20 protein-coding genes, 1 tRNA gene and 3 pseudogenes are annotated in these 19,797 nt (G+C 55.4%); 16 read left to right on the forward strand and 8 right to left on the reverse strand.

Going from position 1 to position 19,797, the window contains the following annotated elements:
• Positions 1-2 precede the first annotated feature (2 nt).
• On the reverse strand, positions 3-749 hold the full coding sequence (locus ACUTSU_RS06790; RefSeq protein WP_445650356.1) for a S24 family peptidase: 747 nt from the start codon (positions 747-749) through the stop codon (positions 3-5).
• A gap of 204 nt (positions 750-953) precedes the next feature.
• Here ACUTSU_RS06790 and ACUTSU_RS06795 point away from each other — a divergent pair, with 204 nt between their 5' ends.
• The 3 genes and pseudogenes from ACUTSU_RS06795 (at position 954) to tmaR (ending at position 2,653) form a co-directional block, all read left to right on the forward strand.
• Positions 954-1,721, forward strand: a complete 768-nt coding sequence (locus ACUTSU_RS06795; RefSeq protein WP_445650357.1) for an N-acetylmuramoyl-L-alanine amidase — start codon at positions 954-956, stop codon at positions 1,719-1,721.
• A 75-nt stretch (positions 1,722-1,796) separates the two neighbouring features.
• Positions 1,797-2,174 (forward strand): annotated as a pseudogene (locus ACUTSU_RS06800) (FUSC family protein); the annotation flags it as partial.
• 161 nt (positions 2,175-2,335) lie between these two features.
• Entirely contained in the window at positions 2,336-2,653 is a 318-nt protein-coding gene (gene tmaR, locus ACUTSU_RS06805; protein WP_153859736.1) for a PTS system regulator TmaR, read from the forward strand.
• A gap of 51 nt (positions 2,654-2,704) precedes the next feature.
• On the opposite strand, the pseudogene ACUTSU_RS06810 reads toward tmaR, so the two are convergent.
• Positions 2,705-2,914 (reverse strand): annotated as a pseudogene (locus ACUTSU_RS06810) (transporter substrate-binding domain-containing protein); the annotation flags it as partial.
• 11 nt (positions 2,915-2,925) lie between these two features.
• Between ACUTSU_RS06810 and ACUTSU_RS06815 the strand changes: the two are divergent.
• The 3 genes and pseudogenes from ACUTSU_RS06815 (at position 2,926) to ACUTSU_RS06825 (ending at position 4,336) form a co-directional block, all read left to right on the forward strand.
• A complete protein-coding gene (locus ACUTSU_RS06815) occupies positions 2,926-3,372 on the forward strand; it encodes a LysR substrate-binding domain-containing protein (protein WP_445650735.1) in 447 nt (148 codons plus the stop codon).
• Positions 3,373-3,487: 115 nt separating this feature from the next.
• Positions 3,488-3,646 (forward strand): annotated as a pseudogene (locus ACUTSU_RS06820) (glutathione transferase); the annotation flags it as partial.
• Positions 3,647-3,724: 78 nt separating this feature from the next.
• Positions 3,725-4,336, forward strand: coding sequence for a dTMP kinase (locus ACUTSU_RS06825; protein WP_445653935.1), 612 nt, complete (start codon positions 3,725-3,727; stop codon positions 4,334-4,336).
• A 139-nt stretch (positions 4,337-4,475) separates the two neighbouring features.
• Here ACUTSU_RS06825 and ACUTSU_RS06830 read toward each other — a convergent pair whose 3' ends face one another.
• From ACUTSU_RS06830 to ACUTSU_RS06840, 3 genes are all read right to left on the reverse strand, one after another.
• Positions 4,476-4,964: a GNAT family N-acetyltransferase gene (locus ACUTSU_RS06830; protein WP_445653936.1), complete on the reverse strand. Its 489-nt coding sequence runs from the start codon at positions 4,962-4,964 to the stop codon at positions 4,476-4,478.
• 198 nt (positions 4,965-5,162) lie between these two features.
• Positions 5,163-5,705, reverse strand: coding sequence for a DUF3916 domain-containing protein (locus ACUTSU_RS06835; protein ID WP_445653937.1), 543 nt, complete (start codon positions 5,703-5,705; stop codon positions 5,163-5,165).
• Positions 5,706-5,926: 221 nt separating this feature from the next.
• Positions 5,927-6,002: transfer RNA gene (locus ACUTSU_RS06840), tRNA-Asn, on the reverse strand.
• A gap of 90 nt (positions 6,003-6,092) precedes the next feature.
• Between ACUTSU_RS06840 and ACUTSU_RS06845 the strand changes: the two genes are divergently transcribed.
• The 6 genes from ACUTSU_RS06845 to ACUTSU_RS06870 all read left to right on the forward strand — a co-directional run bounded on the left by ACUTSU_RS06845 (position 6,093) and on the right by ACUTSU_RS06870 (position 11,754).
• Positions 6,093-6,221, forward strand: coding sequence for a hypothetical protein (locus ACUTSU_RS06845; RefSeq protein WP_445650361.1), 129 nt, complete (start codon positions 6,093-6,095; stop codon positions 6,219-6,221).
• 387 nt (positions 6,222-6,608) lie between these two features.
• On the forward strand, positions 6,609-7,727 hold the full coding sequence (locus ACUTSU_RS06850; RefSeq protein WP_445650362.1) for a branched-chain amino acid ABC transporter substrate-binding protein: 1,119 nt from the start codon (positions 6,609-6,611) through the stop codon (positions 7,725-7,727).
• Positions 7,728-7,957: 230 nt separating this feature from the next.
• Positions 7,958-8,872 carry an ABC transporter permease subunit gene (locus ACUTSU_RS06855; RefSeq protein WP_017893418.1) on the forward strand — a complete coding sequence of 305 codons (915 nt, stop codon included), beginning with the start codon at positions 7,958-7,960 and terminating at the stop codon, positions 8,870-8,872.
• 10 nt (positions 8,873-8,882) lie between these two features.
• The gene (livM, locus tag ACUTSU_RS06860) at positions 8,883-10,169 is read left to right on the forward strand and encodes a high-affinity branched-chain amino acid ABC transporter permease LivM (RefSeq protein WP_445650363.1); all 1,287 of its coding nucleotides are present in this window, start codon (positions 8,883-8,885) and stop codon (positions 10,167-10,169) included.
• Positions 10,166-11,041 (forward strand): ABC transporter ATP-binding protein, encoded by an 876-nt coding sequence (locus tag ACUTSU_RS06865; RefSeq protein WP_445650364.1) that lies wholly within the window; start codon positions 10,166-10,168, stop codon positions 11,039-11,041. The genes livM and ACUTSU_RS06865 overlap by 4 nt, the downstream gene beginning before the upstream one ends.
• Complete coding sequence (locus ACUTSU_RS06870) at positions 11,038-11,754, forward strand: ABC transporter ATP-binding protein (RefSeq protein ID WP_445650365.1); 717 nt, start codon at positions 11,038-11,040, stop codon at positions 11,752-11,754. Before ACUTSU_RS06865 ends, ACUTSU_RS06870 begins: the two co-directional genes overlap by 4 nt.
• Here ACUTSU_RS06870 and ACUTSU_RS06875 read toward each other — a convergent pair.
• Both ACUTSU_RS06875 and ACUTSU_RS06880 read right to left on the reverse strand, forming a co-directional pair.
• Positions 11,751-12,437: an aspartyl/asparaginyl beta-hydroxylase domain-containing protein gene (locus ACUTSU_RS06875; protein WP_445650366.1), complete on the reverse strand. Its 687-nt coding sequence runs from the start codon at positions 12,435-12,437 to the stop codon at positions 11,751-11,753. The genes ACUTSU_RS06870 and ACUTSU_RS06875 overlap by 4 nt on opposite strands.
• A gap of 47 nt (positions 12,438-12,484) precedes the next feature.
• Entirely contained in the window at positions 12,485-12,667 is a 183-nt protein-coding gene (locus ACUTSU_RS06880; RefSeq protein WP_445653938.1) for a hypothetical protein, read from the reverse strand.
• 138 nt (positions 12,668-12,805) lie between these two features.
• On the opposite strand from ACUTSU_RS06880, the gene ACUTSU_RS06885 reads away from it, so the two are divergent.
• The 4 genes from ACUTSU_RS06885 to ACUTSU_RS06900 all read left to right on the forward strand — a co-directional run bounded on the left by ACUTSU_RS06885 (position 12,806) and on the right by ACUTSU_RS06900 (position 17,134).
• Positions 12,806-13,996, forward strand: a complete 1,191-nt coding sequence (locus ACUTSU_RS06885; RefSeq protein WP_445650368.1) for a sugar transporter — start codon at positions 12,806-12,808, stop codon at positions 13,994-13,996.
• 227 nt (positions 13,997-14,223) lie between these two features.
• Positions 14,224-15,045 (forward strand): alpha/beta fold hydrolase, encoded by an 822-nt coding sequence (locus ACUTSU_RS06890; protein WP_445650369.1) that lies wholly within the window; start codon positions 14,224-14,226, stop codon positions 15,043-15,045.
• Positions 15,046-15,090: 45 nt separating this feature from the next.
• Positions 15,091-15,516: a DoxX family protein gene (locus tag ACUTSU_RS06895; protein ID WP_445650370.1), complete on the forward strand. Its 426-nt coding sequence runs from the start codon at positions 15,091-15,093 to the stop codon at positions 15,514-15,516.
• Positions 15,509-17,134, forward strand: coding sequence for an MFS transporter (locus tag ACUTSU_RS06900; protein ID WP_445650371.1), 1,626 nt, complete (start codon positions 15,509-15,511; stop codon positions 17,132-17,134). Before ACUTSU_RS06895 ends, ACUTSU_RS06900 begins: the two co-directional genes overlap by 8 nt.
• A gap of 56 nt (positions 17,135-17,190) precedes the next feature.
• On the opposite strand, the gene katG is transcribed toward ACUTSU_RS06900, so the two are convergent.
• A complete protein-coding gene (gene katG / locus ACUTSU_RS06905; protein ID WP_445653939.1) occupies positions 17,191-19,389 on the reverse strand; it encodes a catalase/peroxidase HPI in 2,199 nt (732 codons plus the stop codon).
• Positions 19,390-19,797: the final 408 nt, after the last annotated feature.

A 19,797-nucleotide genomic window follows, 5' to 3' on the forward strand; every position in this document is an offset into this window, starting at 1 on the left:
CATTACCAGGACGAAGACGACCAGAAAACGCGGCCTAGCACCACCAGTTGGTCTTTGCGCTGCGGGTAACTCAGGTGTTCGTCCTGGTATTCTTCCCGGTTCAGGGAGCGAATAGTGACGCCGCCGTCGGGTTGTTCGATCAACACTTTTACCCGCAGCAGATTACCGTGACGGATAGCGTAGGTCTTGCCTTCGCGAATACGTGTGTCATCGGTATTAATGCCTACCACATCACCGTCTTGCAAGCGCGGTTCCATACTGGAGCCGGAAATGCGGATGATGCGTGCGGCATTCACCGCCACCCCCATCTTGTGCAGATAGTAGCGACGGAAGATCAGCGAAAATTCTTCGCGATCGACGATTTCATAACAGCCGTCGCCAGCCGAGAAATTAATATCCAGCAGGGGAATTTCCACAAACTCTTCCTTGTCTTGTTCGGTATCTTCCCATACCACCGGCTTGAGGCGGGCGGGTTGAAAATCCGACTCTGCCGCTACGTTATCAAACGGCCGCACCAGCTGTTTTTCATGGAAAACGTCAAACCAGCCCTTGGGCAGGCTCAGTTTGGCCTCAATCCGTCTGGCGAGGTTATCACCCAGGTTGCGGGAAGACTTTTCACCGCTGATTTGGCTCAGCGTTGGTGAAGAAGACTCTACCAGCAGCGCAAATTCGCTCTGGTTGATACCTTGCCTTGCATAGCTGGCCATCAGCTCGCGCAAATTATTGCGTCTTATTTCTTTGGTTTCCATCGTTGGATGATCGCACTCTTTAGCAAAAAGGTAAATATTGCTTTCACTAAATTTCTCTTGCTTTAAGTTTAGCAATTAGCTAAACATTGGCGGGTGGACAAGTTTCACGAAGGCATTGTAGGGTCGCTGTATGTTGCGACCGCTTGAGCGGGACGGATCCTGCAATGACAATGGCACGCGAGTTTAATCAATAAGGAATCTATTATGTTCAGTATGGATTACAACAGTTACCGTTCGGTAGCCAGCTTTGGCCACCGGGTGCGTTTTCTGGTGCTGCATTACACGGCGCAAAACTTTGCCGATTCGGTGCAGTCACTGACCGGCAAGTCGGTCAGCGCCCATTATCTGGTGCCGGATCCGGAAGATCAAAGCTATCAGGCGGCCGGTTTCAGCGGCGTGCGCATTTTCAATCTGGTCGATGAAGTGGAACGTGCCTGGCATGCCGGTGCCAGTCAGTGGGGTAATCGCAATAATCTCAACGATACGTCCATTGGCATCGAGATCGTCAATCTGGCCCGCGGCGATGGCGAAGACATTAGCTTCCCGCCGTTTAACCCACAGCAGATTGCGGCGGTCAGTCAACTGGCGCAGAATATTCTGCAGCGCTATCCGGACATCACGCCGGTCAACGTGGTGGCGCATTCCGATATTGCTCCGGGCCGCAAAAGTGACCCTGGCCCACAGTTTCCATGGCACCAGCTGTATTTGGCTGGCGTAGGGGCCTGGTATGACGAAGCGGTGAAGCATCATCACCAAAATGAATATCAATGCCAGGGCCTGCCAGCGCAGCCTGATCTGCTGGCGCTGTTCGCCAAATACGGTTACGACACCTCGGCGGCGACCGATGCCAAAGGCTATCGTCAACTGGTACGGGCCTTCCAGCTGCATTTCCGTCAACGACAGTATGACGGAGTGATGGATGTGGAAACTGCTGCCATTTTGCGTGCGCTGGTGGATAAATATGCTGCTTAACGTCTGACTGCGGATAGGGGACGCCTTATCCGCCTTTTCTCTGCCTGCCTTCCTCCGCTATGCCCTATAGCTTTCATGATTGAACGGCCACGACGGGAGCCGCAGTTAAAAGACTTGCTGAATCAGGTGGTCAAATTACGCGGCCTGATTGTCCCCTGTTGCAAAGAAACCCATATTCCCAAAGCGGTATTCGAAGCGGTGCAGACGCTGAGCCGCAATCTGGTGTGCACCCTGGAGCTGTTGGCCGACGCCTACTGGGCCTCGCGCGAAACCCATTTTATTATGCTGAATGCCTAAACCCTGCGCAGCGCGCAACTGTTGACGCTACGCTCATTGGAAGCGCTGGCGGAGACCATGCGTAACGGCTACGTCTGGCTGAGCATGGAACTGACGCAGCAGTTGGAAGAACTGGGTGACTTGCTCAAAGTGTGTACCGCCGGTGAGTGTGAATAGGGGGCCAGATCATGAAGCAGGCGCTTCGGGTTTTTGTCGCGGCGCTAAAGTGAGTAAGATAGGGCGATGAGTGTTGTGTCTGAGCGCCACAAACCTGTATCTTGGTCTCATTGTGGCCGTAAGCCAATGAATCTGTGTATTACTAAAGCAAGGGTATGAAGATGGATAATGCAAATAAGCCGAGTTTCCAGGACGTTCTGGAGTTTGTGCGTATGTTCCGACGTAAAAATAAGCTGCAACGCGAAATTATCGACAACGAGAAGAAAGTCCGCGATAACCAAAAGCGCGTGCTGCTGCTCGATAACCTGAGTGAGTACATCAAGCCGGGCATGAGCATTGAAGATGTTCAGGGCATCATTGCCAACATGCGCAGCGACTATGAAGATCGCGTTGATGACTACATCATCAAAAATGCCGATCTGTCTAAAGAACGTCGCGAACTGTCCAAAAAGCTGAAGGCTATGGGCGAAGTGAAGTAACCGTTTTTATCGGGCCAGGCGTTCGCCAGGCCCTTTTAATCTGCCCTTCAGTTATTCCCCTTTACCGTACATATCAAAATCAAAGTATTTATCGTTCACCTTCTTATAGGTGCCGTTGGCGATAATGGCTTTCAGCGCCGCGTTGAAGGCATCAAGTAATGCGCGGTCCTCTTTACGCACGCCAATGCCATCGCCAATACCAAAATATTTGCTGTCGCTCAGTTCCACGCTGGTAAAGGCAAAATCTTTTGCTGGATTATGAAGCGGCGGTGATGGTGCGGCATGGCCATCCATTGGCCCAAAGCAGCTCAGTCCACCAGTTGCTGGAGCAGGACTGGGCGCTGAATTACACCCCAGAAAATTATGACGATCTAATCCAGCAGCTGTTCAGCCGACACTGCGCTCAACTCGATCCGAACCGCATTATTCATGCGCATTCCCTCGGCATGCTGCAGGCCATGGTGGAGTCGGCAGACATGTGTACCTGCTGCCCGTTACCGCTGATAGGTTTACCGCAGTTTGCCGGACGCCTGCAACCGCTGGCGTTACAGGAAGGCTGTGACCTGGCGCGGCTGAACATCGTCACCCGGCGCAACAGCATCCTCAGCACCGCCGCCCATGCGTTGATTGATAATCTGATCCGCACCCTGCGCCAGCATACCCGCTCCGCTCGGCTCGAGGACCGACTGATTTACGATCGGGTTCGGTTGTTGATTTAGGGGGGAGGGGACGGGGTTTCTGGGGGCTATTCTGGCATCCTGAGCGTCGGTTTTGTGCCAGAAGCGGAAGTTGCTTACATCGTGCTATGTTAGTTTACTGGGAGCAGGTCAGAGGTCGTCTGGTGTTACAGAATGGAAAACTAACAAGAGCGAGGGAAAGTCAGTCTATTTTTTAGACCCCGATGGCCACAGGCTTGAGATCCATGATGGAGACCTTGAGAGTCGCCTCCGTGCTTGCCGAACTCAGCCATACGAAGGAATGGAGTTTTTTTGAATGTTCAAACGAAGGAAGTAAGATGCTTTTGCCAGATGCAAGCTATACAAAAAACCTATATCAATCGTCATTTCAAGAATGAGTCGTCAGCTGTTTGTGTCTCTGGATGGGCCCAAAGGCGCCGGTAAAACCACACTGTTGGAGGCCATTACGAGAGTACTAAGGGCAGACAACAAGAAGGTGATCCGACTTTGCGAGAGAAAAAGCGATCCCTACAGAGGGGAAACAATGGCCCTCGTTAACCAGCTCGCCAGAAATCCCACCCTGGATTTGGAATTGGAGGTTTGTAGGCGCTTTGCTGATAGCCGTGCCTGGATTTCCCAGCATGTGCTGACTAAACAGCCACCGGACAGCATTATCCTGATGGATCGCTGGTACCCGTCGGATGCCGCGTTTCGCCGGATGGTTCCATTTGCAGAGATTTTACAGCTTAACATTGAACGAAAGGTGCGAACGCCAGATCTGCATGTCGGGGTTGTTACTGCGCCTGAGATTTCATGGGCGAGGGCCGCAGCCCGTCCACGTGGGCTAAGTAGCACGGTGATTTATAAGCTGGAAGAGCATGTCGCTTGCACCAAGGCGTTCGAGCGAGAAATTGCCAATCACGGCTGGGTTTTATGCCGTAATGAAGGAATGATTGAAGACGCAACGATGCAGGTGATTTCCGAGATCTACAGAGTGCTTGAATGATGCCCCACGTTCTTGCCACGGGCAGTTTTGTGCCAGAAGCGGACATTGATGATGTGAAGGTATACGGTGGGTAGACTGCCCATCGATAGTTGATATTACCCGCGATTGTCCCCGAACATTATGATTAACGGATTGCTGTTCAGTCGGGCCTCAGCAAAAGACTCATATCAAAACCAGTTATCCGAAAACCAAACTCTTTATATAATTTTAAAGCCCTTTGATTGTCCGGTGAAACTCTGAGCTCCACTTCATACGCACCCTGTTGAGTAAGTTCATTCAGGAACGCACGGATAAAATCCCTGCCCATCCCCTTACCCTGAAATTCTGGGAGAAGCATTATATCTGACAAAAAGGCTGAGTTATCTTCCAGGCTGAACCACAGATATCCCGCAGCCTGACTTTCATGTTCATAAGTTCTAAAATGGTTATTTTGAGTATTGATGCCCGCTGGCAAGGCTGTTTTAAATGATTTCGACGCCTCTATCTGGGCTTTTTTACGGCTGTACCGATGATTTGCCATCAGGTCTTCAATATAGTCATTTGAAGAGAGGTCCACCCAGAGGTCAAACTCGTCGCCATGCATGGGCCTATAAATTGATTTGGGGATTTTTGACTGTTTTTTTTTCAATTTACTGTCCCATTCTTAATAGCAACGTAACACATACTTAGTACTACTCTACCGAATTAGCCGTCGGTTCAGCATGATAAAATTGTATCATATAGCTTTGTCAACTTAACGTAATTTTGCTGACGCCGAAGTCTGCTCTCCGCTGACATCGTTTCACTGTGAGACCGGCACTATGCGAAACGGATATTAAACCTTCTTCTATAACACTTGACCATAGTACCAACGTTCTCCTGTAAACCATTCATCAGGATCGTCACCGCCATAGTATTCAAGCGAGATCCCCAGCTCCTGTATATTCTCTGGCAGAGTTAATCCCCAGTCTTCAGCAAGGCTACGCCCCTTAATGACTGATGAAGCTCCATTTTCAGAAGTGTTTTCGCATATGAACCCCTGATAATACTCTTCAGAATGGTAAAGACAGACTTCGCTGGTAAACATATCCGGGAGGCAGATAACAGAAGTAATTCGCGGGCTGTAACTCGAGTCGGCTGTTGCAAGTATTAAATTAGAACATGCGTCAATTAACGCTTGTGCGCAGGCTGCCTTGGTTTTCTGGACACTGTGTCTTCCTTCAACAAGATTGACATCTACAGGAATTTTGTAGTTCCAGTAGCGCTGGCCTTCTGGAAAAACTGCAAGGATTGGATCATGGAAGGTTTCCGCCCAACGGTTAAGCGCTTTTAAGCGGCGGGGGATGTTTCTTATTTTAGTACGGTAATCTCTGTTTAGACGTCTACTCATATAATTTAAGCTTCCCTATCTGTTCAAACAGTCCTGAATAAAATCATAATTTAGAAATGTGCTGTCCCTAATTGATAGTTTAAATATTACCAGTAATGCCATTGTTGTCATTTTGCAATCGGCACAGATTGGAACGCTGACATGTCCACCCAGGCTCCTAACCATCAAAATCCCAAAAGCAAAAAGCCCGCTCAGGTTTCCCTGAGCGGGCTTCTCTAATATGGCTCCTCTGACTGGACTCGAACCAGTGACATACGGATTAACAGTCCGCCGTTCTACCGACTGAACTACAGAGGAATCGTGTGAACGGGGCGAATAATAGCGGGGTGCTGCGGCTTTGTCAAAGCACTAAACTGCCAGAAAAGTGCGTTTGCTGATGGAATGAGCATGTTGCGTTGTTTTTCGGCACTCATCCTGTTTATCCACGCGGTTTATCACCACAAAATCGTTTTCGTCGACGTTGCACCGGCCATTGCACGTTTCTGGTGCGCAGGGGGACAGGCACCTGACGAGTAGCAGAAAAATTTTGCGGTGAGTTTGCCACCTGATCCCCCCACAGTGCCTCCTGACGGTAGTGAATCTCCGCGTTTTGCCTCTGATATGTAGGATGAATGAACAGAAAATATGTATTGGCCGTCACAATGGCTGGATTTTTGCTTAGCTAAATTCGGGTAATGCGACTGCGCTCTCGCGCAAATTATTTTCCCCGTCTACACATAAAGTGACTGGTCCACGCCCCTGGGCGTTTCGCTATACCCGTCATACTTGAAGCCGTATCGGTGTTGGCTGCGAACACCCACCCCAGTCACTGACATGAGTAAGCATCCTGGGGATGGATGTTCTTGCCGCCTTGATACAGCTCCAATTATTTGGGGTCTAAAAACAGTGCTGAGGAATACAACAATGTCATCGAAACTTATTAAAAGTCCGCTCGCTGCTCTGCTTATCGGTTGTTTAGGTTCTGCTTTTTATGCTCAGGCGGATATCGTTATTGGCGTCGCCGGGCCATTCTCCGGGCCGAATGCGACCTATGGCGATCAGTATTGGCGTGGTGCCTCACAGGCGGCAGCGGATATCAACGCCGCCGGTGGGATTAAAGGGGAAAAAATCAAACTGGTGCAGGGGGATGACGCCTGTGAACCCAAACAGGCGGTCGCGGTCGCCAACCGATTAGTGGATCAGGACAAGGTCGCGGCGGTAGTAGGGCACTTCTGCTCCTCTTCCACCATGCCGGCCTCCGAGGTGTATGACGAAGCCGGGATTATCGCCATCACCCCCGGATCCACCAACCCGCAAATTACCGAACGCAACATGACCAACATGTTCCGCATGTGCGGCCGCGATGATCAGCAAGGGGTGATTGCCACCAACTACATGCTCAATACCCTGAAAGCCAAACGCATCGCGGTGATCCACGACAAAGACACCTACGGGCAGGGGCTGGCAGATGCCGCCAGGGCTGAGATGAACAAGCGCGGCGTGAAGGAAGTGCTGTATGAAGGGCTGTCTCGCGGTGAAAAAGACTTCAACGCGCTGGTGACCAAGCTCGCCTCGGTCAAACCCGACGTGGTTTATTTCGGTGGCTGCCATCCAGAGGCCGGGCCATTGGTCCGCCAAATGCGTGAGCAGGGCGTGACCGCCAAGTTCTTCTCCGGTGACTGCATCGTGACCGAAGAACTGGTGACCGCTGCCGGTGGGCCACAGTACACCAACGGCGTGCTGATGACTTTCGGTAACGATCCGCGCCAAATTCCGGAGGGTAAAACGGTGATCGCCAAGTTCCGCGCCAGCGGTTTTGAGCCGGAAGGCTACACCCTCTACTCCTACGCTTCGATTCAGGCGATCGCCGCAGCCTTTAGCGCTACCGGCGGTAAAGACAGCGCCAAGGCCAGCGAATGGCTGAAATCGCATGATGTGGATACCGTGATGGGCAAAAAGGCCTGGGACAAGAAAGGCGACCTGAAGGTATCGGATTACGTGGTCTATCAGTGGGACGATAAAGGCAAATATCACCAACTCTAATCCATCCTCGGCGTCTTTCAAGCCACAGCGTTGTTGGCTGCATACGGTCACCCCAGTCACTTAGCGTATCTAAGTTCCTGGGGATTCGCGTACTTGCCGCCTGGCTGTAACTTGAAATCCATTGAGGATTAACCCATAAGCGGATCCGCGTGTTCGGCGGGTCCGCGCCGATACTTCCCTTGGGCCGCGTCTGCACTAGCTTGCGGTCCCACCAGGCGAGACTGCTCATTATGGATGTTTTCTTTCTGCAACAGTTGATCAACGGCCTGACGCTCGGCGCGGTTTACGGCCTGATCGCCATCGGCTACACCATGGTTTACGGCATTATCGGCATGATTAACTTCGCCCACGGCGAGGTATACATGATTTCCGCCTACCTGTGCGCCATTGGGTTGGCGTTACTGTCGTTCTTCGGCCTGCAATCCTTCCCGCTGCTGATCCTCGGCACGTTGGTGTTTACCATCGTCGTCACCGGGGTGTATGGCTGGGTGATCGAGCGCATCGCCTACAAACCCTTGCGCAATTCCACTCGTCTGGCACCGCTGATCTCCGCTATCGGCATGTCGCTCATTTTGCAAAACTACGCGCAAATCAGCCAAGGACCGCGCCAGCAAGGGATCCCAACGCTGCTGGACGGCGTGTTCCGCCTCAACTTTGACGGTGGGGTGATCCAAATCACCTACACCAAGGTGTTTATCCTGGTCGCCTCATTGCTGGGCATGGCCATCCTCACTTACATCATTCAGCACACCCGTCTGGGGCGTATCTGCCGCGCCACCCAGCAGGATCGCAAGATGGCGTCTATTCTGGGCATCAACACCGACCGGGTGATCTCCCTGGTGTTCGTGATTGGTGCCGCCATGGCCGGGCTGGCGGGGGTGTTGATCACCATGAACTATGGCACCTTTGATTTCTACGTCGGCTTTATTATCGGCATCAAGGCCTTTACCGCTGCGGTGCTGGGGGGCATTGGTTCGTTACCCGGCGCGATGCTTGGTGGCCTGCTGCTGGGCGTCGCGGAGGCGCAGTTTGCCGGCATGGTGAACTCCGATTACAAAGACGTGTTTTCCTTCGGTTTGCTGGTGGTGATCCTGATTTTCCGCCCTCAGGGCCTGCTCGGTCGGCCAATGGTCGCTAAGGTTTGAGGGGAAAACTATGTCGCAATCTAGGGTTCACCCAGGGCTGAACGTTAAACGCAGCTTGCTGGATGCGGTGCTGGCCGGGCTGATCGCTTTGATCGTCTTCGGGCCTATCGTCGGTATTGTTCTCAACGGATACAGTTTTAACTTTGAACCGCGCCGCCTGGCGTGGATTATCGCCGCGGTGATGGCCGGGCGGCTGTTGCTGAGCCTGTTTCTGCAAACCGCGCCGGGGCGCAAGCTGTTGACGCGTTTTGACGGCGGTAATGACGGGGTATATGTCCGGGCTATAGGGGCAAAAACCAGCCTGCGTTGGGGAGTTCCGTTAATGGCCGTGATCGCGCTGTTGTTCCCGTTTGTCGCCACCAAATATCTGCTGACGGTGGCGATCCTGGGGCTGATTTACGTGCTGCTCGGGCTGGGGTTGAACATCGTTGTCGGGCTGGCCGGGCTGCTTGATCTCGGTTACGTGGCGTTTTATGCCATTGGCGCTTATGGCCTGGCGCTGGGTTACCAGTATCTCGGGCTGGGGTTCTGGGCGATGCTGCCGCTGGGGGCGCTGATGGCGGCGCTGGCCGGTGCGCTGCTGGGGTTCCCGGTGCTGCGCATGCACGGCGACTATCTGGCGATCGTCACGCTGGGGTTCGGGGAAATTATTCGTCTGGTGCTCAATAACTGGATGTCGCTGACCGGTGGCCCCAACGGCGTCTCGGTGCCTGCGCCGACGATTTTTGGCCTGGAATTTGGCAGGCGGGCGAAGGACGGCGGCGTGCCGATCCACGAATTCCTTGGTATCGCCTATAACCCCAACCTGAAATTTATCTTTATCTATGCGGTGCTGTTCCTGGTGGTGCTGCTGGTGCTGTACATCAAGCACCGGCTGACGCGCATGCCGATTGGTCGGGCCTGGGAGGCACTGCGCGAGGATGAAATTGCCTGTCGCTCCCTCGGGCTGAACCACGTTCTGGTGAAGCTGTCGGCCTTTATGATGGGCGCCTCCACCGCCGGGCTGGCCGGGGTGTTTTTCGCCACCTATCAGGGCTTCGTCAACCCCACCTCATTCACCTTCTTTGAGTCGGCGTTGATCCTGGCGATCGTGGTACTGGGCGGTATGGGGTCGACCATCGGTGTGGTGCTGGCGGCGTTTGTACTCACGGTGGCACCTGAGCTGTTGCGCAGCTTCGCCGAGTACCGGGTGCTGCTGTTCGGCGTGTTGATGGTGGCGATGATGATTTGGCGGCCCCGTGGGCTGGTGCGCATCAGCCGTTCCAGCTTTGCTCCGCGCAAGGGGGTAGAGCCATGAGCGACGCTATCCTGAAGGTTGAGCATCTGATGATGCATTTTGGCGGCATCAAGGCGCTCAATGACGTCAATCTGGCGGTGGAGCGTGGCTCCATCACCGCGCTGATCGGCCCCAACGGTGCCGGGAAAACCACGGTATTCAACTGTCTGACCGGTTTTTACCGTGCCACCGGCGGAGCGATCCTGCTCAATACCTATAAGCGCCCGACCGACGTGATCCAGGTGCTGGGGCAGAAATTCCATGCCGGCGATTGGGTGAATCCAAAGCGGTTCGGCTCGCGCGTTTACTACAAAATGTTTGGCGGCACCCACCTGGTCAATCGCGCCGGGCTGGCGCGTACCTTCCAGAACATCCGTTTATTCCGTGAAATGTCGGTGGTGGAGAACCTGCTGGTGGCGCAGCACATGCTGAGCAACCGTAATCTGATCGCTGGCGTGCTCAATACGCCGGGTTATCGTCGGGCAGAAAGCCAGGCGCTGGATCGCGCCTTTTACTGGCTGGAAGTGGTGGAACTGGTGGATTGCGCCAACCGGCTGGCGGGGGAGATGTCCTACGGTCAGCAGCGGCGGCTGGAGATTGCCCGGGCAATGTGCACCACGCCGGAGATGATCTGTCTCGACGAACCCGCAGCCGGGCTAAACCCGGTGGAGACGGCGACGCTGAGCCGCATTATCCGTTTTCTGCGTCAGCACCACGGTATCACGGTGTTGTTGATTGAACACGATATGGGCATGGTGATGGAGATCTCCGATCGGGTGATTGTGCTCGATCACGGTGATGTGATAGCCGAAGGCACGCCGAAAGAAATTCAGCATAACGATAGGGTAATCGCCGCTTACCTTGGCGCGGACGAAGAGGAACTGGCGGGATGAGCAATGTGATGTTGGAGTTTCGCAACGTAGACGTGTTTTATGGCCCTATACAGGCGTTGCAGCAGGTCTCGCTACAGGTGAATGAAGGGGAGACGGTGGCGCTGATTGGCGCCAACGGCGCGGGTAAGTCGACGCTGCTGATGTCCATCTTCGGCCAGCCGCGCATCAGCGGCGGGCAGATCCTGTTTCGTGGCGAAGATATCAGCCACCGTTCCACCCATTATGTTGCCAGCAGCGGTATCGCTCAGGCTCCCGAGGGGCGGCGTATTTTCCCGGATATGAGCGTGGAGGAAAACTTGTTGATGGGTACCATTACCGTCGGCAACCGCTATGTAGCGGAGGATTTACTGCGCATGTTTGATTTGTTCCCACGCCTGAAGGAACGGCGTAACCAGCGGGCGATGACCATGTCCGGCGGTGAACAGCAGATGCTGGCGATCGCCCGGGCGCTGATGAGCAGGCCAAAACTGTTGTTACTGGACGAGCCGAGCCTCGGGTTGGCGCCGATCATCGTCAAACAGATCTTCAGTATTTTACGGGAGCTGACCCGTGGCGGTATGACGTTGTTTCTGGTGGAGCAGAATGCCAACCACGCGCTCAAACTGTCCGATCGCGGCTATGTGCTGGTCAACGGCCAGATTCGCCTGACCGGCAGCGGTGCGGAGCTGTTGAACGATCAGGAGGTAAGGAAAGCCTATCTGGGGGGGGCCTAGAACTGGCGCTGGATCCAGCGTACGTTCAACCGTACCAATGCAATAATGCCGTTGGACAACATCCGCAGCCCGGTGGGTAAATCGCGGCGGCGGATATCCAGCAGCAACACGGTGCGCACCTGATCGCTGTCGTTCCACACCTCGTGTTCGAAGGTATCGTCCCACAGCATAAATTCCCCATCATTGAGCCGGTATTCTTGCCCGTCGACTTTCAACACGGCGGCGGGCAGACCATCGGCACCCTTGGGCATTGCCAGCACCAGATAACCGCGCAGAATGCCACGGAACGGGCCACGGTGCGCCGGCACCTGTTTACCGGGGGCCAGGAAAGACAGCGAGGCGGAAAGCACATCGGGGGAGGAAGCGATCAGGCTGGCCAATAATGGGCAGCGGGCGAGATTGCGGGTTATCGGCTGGCCGTAGGCCTGCATGATAAACATGCGCCAGTCACGTGCGTCATTGGCAGAGATCGACGCCTGTTCGCTCATTATCTCGTGAAATCGCGGAATATTGTGCAGATCTTGCGCCAGAGTCAATGCCTCATCACGGATCTGCGGCCACTGGGCGGTAAAACGCTGGGCGTCGGGGAACAGTTGGGTACTGTCGAGCACCGGCGCACTGCTGATGCGGCGATCGTAAATGCGGCGGAATACCAACACTGACCAATCATAGATAGCTGACATATGACCTCAATTAACGTGACCAAAGCTCTCGCCGTCCGTTGATATTATTATTGTTTAATATGCGACTGCCGGGTGATTAATTCACCGTTATACAAACGTTGGCCGCCCGGCTCGAAAGCCTGCGTCAGGCAATGAATGCCATCGGCAATCAACGACTGCATCGGCTGGCGATAAGTGGTCAACTGGTAACTGGGGGAGGCGGCCAGTTCAATATCATCAAATCCCACCACGGCAATCGGTGCGCAGGCCGTGGATGGCAAAAGGCTGGCGAAAAAAGTACCTTAATAAAAGTGTGACGCATATCGCATTTATCCAGCCGATTGGTTAAAATATGGCTACTTCCCGCACCCGTCCGGATCCCGTTTAACATGGAACACACTCAGGTCTCTCGCTCAACTGCCTGGTTGCGCGTGGTCATACTTGCCGTCTCGGCCTTTATCTTCAATACCACCGAATTTATTCCGGTCGGGTTGCTGAGTGATATCGCCCAAAGCTTCTCGATGCAGACCGAGCAGGTGGGATTGATCATCACTATTTATGCCTGGATCGTCGCCGCCAGTTCGCTGGTGTGTATGCTGCTGACCAGCCGGATTGAGCGACGCAAACTGCTGATCGGGGTATTTATCCTGTTTATCGCCAGCCATGTGCTGACCGCCGTGGCATGGAACTTCACCACGCTGGTGATTTCCCGTGCCGGTGTGGCGCTGGCCCATGCGGTATTCTGGTCGATCACCGCCTCATTGGCGATCCGGGTCGCACCGGCGGGTAAAAAGGCACAGGCATTGGGCCTGCTGGCCGGGGGAACCGCGCTGGCGATGGTGCTCGGTTTGCCGCTGGGCCGTATCGTGGGTCAAATTCTCGGCTGGCGCATGACCTTTATTGGTATCGCCGTCTGCGCCACGCTGGCGCTGGTGCTGCTGTGGCGTTTGCTGCCGGTGCTGAAAAGCGAGCATTCCGGCTCCCTGGCCAGCGTGCCAATGTTGTTTAAGCGCCCGGCGTTGGTCAGCCTGTATATGCTGACCATCATTGTGGTGACGGCGAATTTTACCGCGTACAGCTATATCGAACCCTTTATTCAGACCGTAGCCGGGTTGTCGGAAAACTTCACTACCTTGATGCTGTTGCTGTTCGGTGCCGCCGGGATCGTCGGCAGTCTGTTGTTCAGCCGCTTCAGCGAACGCTTCCCGTCGGGCTTTTTCATCGGCGCCATCGGCTTATTGATGCTGAGCCTGCTGCTGCTGTTACCGGCCTCCGGCGATGAAAACCACCTGACGGTGTTGTTCGCGGTATGGGGCATGGCGATCATGGCAATTGGCCTGTCGATGCAGGCCAGGGTATTGAACCTTGCTCCGGACGCTACCGATGTGGCGATGTCAATCTATTCTGGGCTGTATAACTTCGGCATCGGTGCTGGCGCACTGCTGGGTAATCAGGTCAGCCAGTATCTGGGCATGGGCAACATCGGTTTTGTCGCGGCCCCGCTGGCGTTGATCGCCCTTGGCTGGTGTCTGCTGAACTTTTACCGTAGCGAACGCCTGCAACACCACCAGATCCGCTAACTTCCCGCGCTCTGATAGTGGGCCGCCGGCTCACTATCAGGCCTCTCCCCACGGCTTAAATTCTCTCTATCCTGACCTAGCCACCCGGCGTTGTGCATTGAGACAACGCCGGGATCTTCAGCAAAAAAACTCGCGATCATCCGAAAATAATTCCGTTATCACCGTTTCCTCTCCTGCCTTACTGTTAACCCGGAAGACCTACCCTTACCACCACCGGGAGATAACCTATGGGCATCCTGACCACCCAAGATGGCACGCGCATTTTCTATAAAGATTGGGGCCGCGGGCAACCCATCCTGTTTTCTCACGGTTGGCCACTATCCGCCGACGCCTGGGATAACCAAATGCTGTTCTTCGGCCAAAGCGGTTACCGCGTTATTGCGCACGATCGCCGCAGTCATGGCCGCTCCGACCAAACCTGGGACGGCAACAGCATGGACCGCTATGCGGACGACCTGGCGGAGTTGATCGAAGCGTTGGATCTGCGGGATCTGATCCTGGTGGGGCATTCAACCGGTGGTGGTGAAGTGGCGCGCTATATTGGCCGTCACGGCAGCACGCGGGTGGCGAAGGTGGTACTGGTGGGCGCGGTGCCGCCGCTGATGCTCCAGAACCCGACCAACCCAGAGGGCTTGCCGATGTCGGCTTTCGACGGCATTCGCAGCGGAACGGCAGAAAACCGCTCTCAGTTCTTCAAGGATCTGGCGGTGCCTTTTTACGGCTTCAACCGCAAGGGGGCCAAGGCTAATGCCGGGCTGATGGATAGCTTCTGGCTGATGGGCATGCAGGGCGGGGTGAAGGGGTTGTACGACTGCGTGCGTGAGTTTTCCGAAGTCGACTACACCGCCGACCTGCTGGCGATTGATAAACCGACGCTGCTGGTGCATGGCGATGACGACCAGATTGTGCCGATTGCTGCATCGGCTTTGAAAGCTGCTAAGCTTATCAGGCAGGCTGAATTGAAGGTCTATCCGGGGGCTTCGCATGGGCTGGCACAAACCGACCCCGACCGGTTCAATGCCGATTTACTGGCGTTTATCCAGTCTTGACCCCATCACCCGGATGGGGGTTTTGCCTGTGAACCGGAGCCGACTATGAGCACTGCCGCTTTTATTTCTCGAGTCAGACATGCTGTTGATACTCCTTTGCTTCGTTGGCTGATGTTGCTGGCGATTTGCGCCGCTTATATCCAGGGCGGTTTGGTCAAGGCACTGGATTTTAACGGTGCCATGGCAGAAATGACCCATTTTGGTCTACAGCCAGCGGCGTTGTTTGCCGGGCTGGTGGTGGTGCTGGAACTGGGGGCTTCGGCGTTGATCCTGACCGGTTTTTACCGCTGGCTCGGCGCATTGGCGCTGGCCGGATTCACTCTGGCTGCCACGCTAATGGCCAACCGTTTTTGGGACATGAGCCCGCCGGAGCGTTTTATTGGCATGAACGGATTTTTTGAACATATCGGACTGGCGGGGGCGTTGCTGCTGGTGGCGCTTTACGATCTCAAGGAGCATAAAGATGGCTGAATCAGCACAGGACAAAGCAGCACCCGGTGGTTTCGCGCCGCTGAAGATCCCGGTATTCGCGGTGTTGTGGGGAGCCACGGTGCTGGGCAACGTTGGCAGTTTTATGCGCGACGTCGCCAGTTCCTGGCTGGTTACGGATTTGTCCTCCAATCCGTCGGCGGTGGCGCTGATGCAGACCGCCGCCACGCTGCCGGTATTCCTGCTGGCGATCCCGGCGGGAGTGCTGTCCGATATTCTTGACCGTCGTCGCTTTCTTATTTTTGTCCAAATCTTACTGGCCTGCGTCAGCGGCACCTTGCTGCTGCTGTCGCAAAACGGCGCGTTGACCGTCGAGTATTTGTTGGCTCTGACCTTTATCGGCGGTATCGGCGGGGCACTGATGGGGCCGACCTGGCAATCTATCGTGCCCGAGCTGGTACCGCGAGCCGATCTCAGAAATGCGGTGGCGCTGAACTCGCTTGGGATAAACATCGCCCGTGCCATCGGCCCGGCGGCGGGAGGGCTGCTGTTGGCCAGCTTCGGTGCCGGTGCGGTCTACGGTGCCGACGTACTGAGTTATGTGTTCGTGGTTACCGCCCTGCTGTGGTGGCGCAGGCCGAAGGTGGAGGATAACGGGCTTTCCGAGCATTTCTTTGGCGCTTTCCGTGCCGGTATTCGCTATGCCCGCGCCAGCCGTGAGCTGCATGTGGTGCTGCTGCGGGCGGCGGTGTTCTTTGTGTTCTCCAGTTCGGTCTGGGCGCTATTGCCGCTCGTCGCGCGTCAGATGCTGGGCGGTACCGCCGGTTTCTATGGCATTCTGCTGGGCGCAGTGGGAGCGGGAGCGATCGGCGGTGCAGTGCTGTTGCCAAGATTACGTCAGCGGCTGAACGCCGATGGTCTGGTGTTATTGGCGGCAGTGATCACCGCCGTGGTGATGGCTTTGCTGTCGATTGCACCGCCGCAGTGGCTGGCGGTGTTACTGCTGCTGGCGCTGGGGTCCGGTTGGATTATCGCGCTGACCTCACTGAACGGTGCAGCACAAGGCGTTCTGCCAAACTGGGTGCGCGGACGCGGGCTGGCGATTTACCTGATGGTGTTTAATGGCGCGATGGCTGCCGGTAGTCTGCTGTGGGGGCTGATTGCTCAGGAGATCGGCGTGGCTGCCACGCTGTTGGCGGGCGGTATCGGCTTGCTGGTGATTTCGCTGCTGTTTCATCGCATTCGCCTGCCGGAAGGCGAGGCCGACCTGCAACCCTCCAATCACTGGCCGGAACCCTTGCTCAACACCCCGGTTGAGAACGATCGTGGACCGGTGATGATCCAGGTGGAATACCGTGTCCGGCTGGAAGATCGCCCGCAATTTCTGCGCACGCTGCAACGTCTGTCACGGGTGCGTCGTCGTGACGGTGCCTACGCCTGGGGGCTGACCGAACATACCGCCGATCCACAGTGTGTGATGGAGTGGTTTATGGTGGAGTCCTGGGCCGAGCATTTGCGCCAGCATCAGCGGGTTTCGCATGCCGATGCGGACTTACAGCAGGAGGCGCTGCAGTTCCATATCGGCCCGGAAAAACCATTGGTGCACCATTTCCTGTCACTTGAACTACGGCACCTGGAGCGGCAAACGACAGGAGAATAAACATAAAAAAACCCGCCCAGGTTTCCCTGGGCGGGCGGCTTTACTGCGGTTTGAACCTATGCCCGGTCAAAACGATCGAGGTTCATCACCTTATTCCAGGCGGCGACAAAGTCGTAGACAAAACTCGCCTGAGCGTCCGAACTGCCATAGACTTCCGCCAGCGCGCGCAGTTGAGAATGTGAACCGAAGATCAGATCGGCGCGGGTCGCCGTCCACTTAAGCGCATCGGTTTGGCTGTCGCGCCCTTCGAATACGCCGTCATCGCCAACCGCTTTCCAGGTGGTGCCCATATCAAGAAGATTGACGAAGAAGTCGTTGCTCAGCGCCTGTGGCCGTTGGGTCAGCACGCCATGCTGGCTCTGGCCGACGTTGGCGTTTAACACCCTCAGCCCACCCACCAGTACTGTCATTTCCGGAGCGGTCAGCGTCAGCAGCTGCGCTTTGTCGACCAGCAGGGTTTCGGCCGGAATGTTAAACTGGCGTTTCAGGTAGTTACGGAAACCATCGGCAACCGGTTCCATCGTTGCGAAGGAGTCGACGTCGGTCTGTTCCTGCGTGGCATCCATACGGCCCGGCGTAAAGGGCACGCTTACCGGATGACCGGCGTTGACTGCTGCCTGTTCGACAGCTGCGGCACCGGCCAGCACGATCAAATCCGCCAGCGAGACGCGCTTGTTGCCCGACTGGGCATTATTGAACGCCTGCTGGATTTCTTCCAGCTTGGCCAGTGTTTGCGCCAGTTGCACCGGTTGGTTGATTGCCCAGTCCTTCTGCGGCGCCAGACGAATGCGCGCACCGTTGGCTCCGCCACGCTTGTCGGAACCGCGGAAGGTGGAGGCGGAAGCCCAGGCGGTGGAGACCAGTACCGAGATCGGCAGGCCGGAAGCCAGGATGCTGGTTTTGAGATCGGCGATATCCTGATTGTTAATCAACTGATGATCGACAGCCGGGATCGGATCTTGCCAAATCAGCTCTTCGGCCGGCACTTCCGGGCCGAGATAGCGGGCGCGTGGCCCCATATCGCGGTGGGTCAGTTTATACCAGGCACGGGCAAAAGCATCGGCGAACTGGTCAGGATGCTCATAGAAGCGACGCGAAATCTGCTCGTATGCCGGATCGAAGCGCAGCGACAGGTCGGTGGTTAACATGGTTGGGCGCTGTTTCTTCGCCGGGTCGAACGCATCGGGAATGGTCTCGCCAACGTCTTTGGCCACCCACTGGTGTGCGCCGGCCGGGCTCTGCGTCAGTTCCCACTCGTATTCGAACAGGTGTTTGAAGAAGTCGTGGTTCCACTGGGTCGGCGTGGTGGTCCAGGTCACTTCCAGGCCGCTGGTGATGGCATCCTTACCTTTACCGGTGCCGAAGCTGCTCTGCCAGCCGAGGCCCTGCAGCTCAAGGCCTGCGCTTTCCGGATCGTCACCCACATGCGAGGCCGGGCCTGCGCCATGGGTCTTGCCGAAGGTATGGCCGCCGGCGATCAGCGCCACGGTTTCTTCATCATTCATCGCCATTCGTGCAAAGGTCTCGCGAATGTCACGGGCGGCAGCGACCGGATCCGGGTTACCGTCCGGGCCTTCAGGGTTAACGTAAATCAGGCCCATTTGCACCGCTGCCAGCGGATCTTCCAAATCACGATCGCCCGAATAGCGGCTGTTCTGACCGCCGCTCAGCTCCAACCAGATTTTTTCCGATCCCCAATAGACGTCATCCGGCTCCCAGGTATCGGCGCGACCGCCCGCATAGCCGAAGGTTTTAAAGCCCATGGATTCGAGCGCGACGTTACCGGTAAGGATAATCAGGTCAGCCCAGGAAATTTTGCGGCCGTATTTTTGTTTGATTGGCCACAACAGGCGACGGGCCTTATCGAGGCTGACGTTATCGGGCCAACTGTTGAGCGGTGCAAAACGTTGCTGGCCTTCTCCCGCGCCGCCACGGCCATCGCCGATGCGATAAGTGCCGGCGCTGTGCCAGGCCATACGGATGAACAGGCCGCCATAGTGGCCGAAGTCTGCCGGCCACCAGTCCTGCGAGTCGGTCATAAGGGCGTGCAGGTCTTGTTTAACGGCGGCCAGATCCAGACTGTTAAAGGCTTTGGCATAATCGAAGTCAGGGTCCATCGGGTCGGAAAGGGAGGAGTGCTGGTGCAGTGGCTTCAGGTTAAGTTGGTTGGGCCACCAGTCCTGATTCGAAGGGCCACGGCGTGGCGTGTTCGGTTTGCCGCCACCCGAAAATGGGCATTTGCTTTCAGTTGTCATGATGCGCTCTCTGCTTCTGTAGGTTCGCTCACCAGGCCTTGTCTGCCGGTAGCTGGGGAGCCGTTAACTTGACATCGCGGATAACTGCCCGCGTCGGTTGTTGCGCTAATGGTTCTTCTAATTAGCTGATTATTAAATAATAAGAAATGAGGCTTTGCCAACCGCTGATAGGGCTCGCATTGATACTCAGTTCTAAGCTTAGTCAGTGGATGAAGATAGATAAAATAGGAATGGTTGAATGTTTTAATAGCTTGTGACTATTGAATTTTTATTGATTGATAGAAATTTTCTGGTAGTAAGGCCGGTCGGGTTTATCGAATAGCGATGAATATAATGTAGCGTGGCGTTGTGTTCGTAATGGTCGATGCCATTTTTGACGATGGCATCTTGTGAGGTGAAGGAGGCAAT

This window comes from Serratia sp. NA_13 (assembly GCF_052691735.1).

What these genes read in the sequence shown, in the direction of transcription:
- ACUTSU_RS06790 (WP_445650356.1), bottom strand. Translation starts at nt 749, where the DNA reads ATGGAAACCAAAGAAATAAGACGCAATAATTTGCGCGAGCTGATGGCC.
- ACUTSU_RS06795 (WP_445650357.1), top strand. Translation starts at nt 954, where the DNA reads ATGTTCAGTATGGATTACAACAGTTACCGTTCGGTAGCCAGCTTTGGC.
- tmaR (WP_153859736.1), top strand. Translation starts at nt 2,336, where the DNA reads ATGGATAATGCAAATAAGCCGAGTTTCCAGGACGTTCTGGAGTTTGTG.
- ACUTSU_RS06815 (WP_445650735.1), top strand. Translation starts at nt 2,926, where the DNA reads ATGGTGCGGCATGGCCATCCATTGGCCCAAAGCAGCTCAGTCCACCAG.
- ACUTSU_RS06825 (WP_445653935.1), top strand. Translation starts at nt 3,725, where the DNA reads ATGAGTCGTCAGCTGTTTGTGTCTCTGGATGGGCCCAAAGGCGCCGGT.
- ACUTSU_RS06835 (WP_445653937.1), bottom strand. Translation starts at nt 5,705, where the DNA reads ATGAGTAGACGTCTAAACAGAGATTACCGTACTAAAATAAGAAACATC.
- ACUTSU_RS06845 (WP_445650361.1), top strand. Translation starts at nt 6,093, where the DNA reads ATGTTGCGTTGTTTTTCGGCACTCATCCTGTTTATCCACGCGGTTTAT.
- ACUTSU_RS06850 (WP_445650362.1), top strand. Translation starts at nt 6,609, where the DNA reads ATGTCATCGAAACTTATTAAAAGTCCGCTCGCTGCTCTGCTTATCGGT.
- ACUTSU_RS06855 (WP_017893418.1), top strand. Translation starts at nt 7,958, where the DNA reads ATGGATGTTTTCTTTCTGCAACAGTTGATCAACGGCCTGACGCTCGGC.
- livM (WP_445650363.1), top strand. Translation starts at nt 8,883, where the DNA reads ATGTCGCAATCTAGGGTTCACCCAGGGCTGAACGTTAAACGCAGCTTG.
- ACUTSU_RS06865 (WP_445650364.1), top strand. Translation starts at nt 10,166, where the DNA reads ATGAGCGACGCTATCCTGAAGGTTGAGCATCTGATGATGCATTTTGGC.
- ACUTSU_RS06870 (WP_445650365.1), top strand. Translation starts at nt 11,038, where the DNA reads ATGAGCAATGTGATGTTGGAGTTTCGCAACGTAGACGTGTTTTATGGC.
- ACUTSU_RS06875 (WP_445650366.1), bottom strand. Translation starts at nt 12,437, where the DNA reads ATGTCAGCTATCTATGATTGGTCAGTGTTGGTATTCCGCCGCATTTAC.
- ACUTSU_RS06885 (WP_445650368.1), top strand. Translation starts at nt 12,806, where the DNA reads ATGGAACACACTCAGGTCTCTCGCTCAACTGCCTGGTTGCGCGTGGTC.
- ACUTSU_RS06890 (WP_445650369.1), top strand. Translation starts at nt 14,224, where the DNA reads ATGGGCATCCTGACCACCCAAGATGGCACGCGCATTTTCTATAAAGAT.
- ACUTSU_RS06895 (WP_445650370.1), top strand. Translation starts at nt 15,091, where the DNA reads ATGAGCACTGCCGCTTTTATTTCTCGAGTCAGACATGCTGTTGATACT.
- ACUTSU_RS06900 (WP_445650371.1), top strand. Translation starts at nt 15,509, where the DNA reads ATGGCTGAATCAGCACAGGACAAAGCAGCACCCGGTGGTTTCGCGCCG.
- katG (WP_445653939.1), bottom strand. Translation starts at nt 19,389, where the DNA reads ATGACAACTGAAAGCAAATGCCCATTTTCGGGTGGCGGCAAACCGAAC.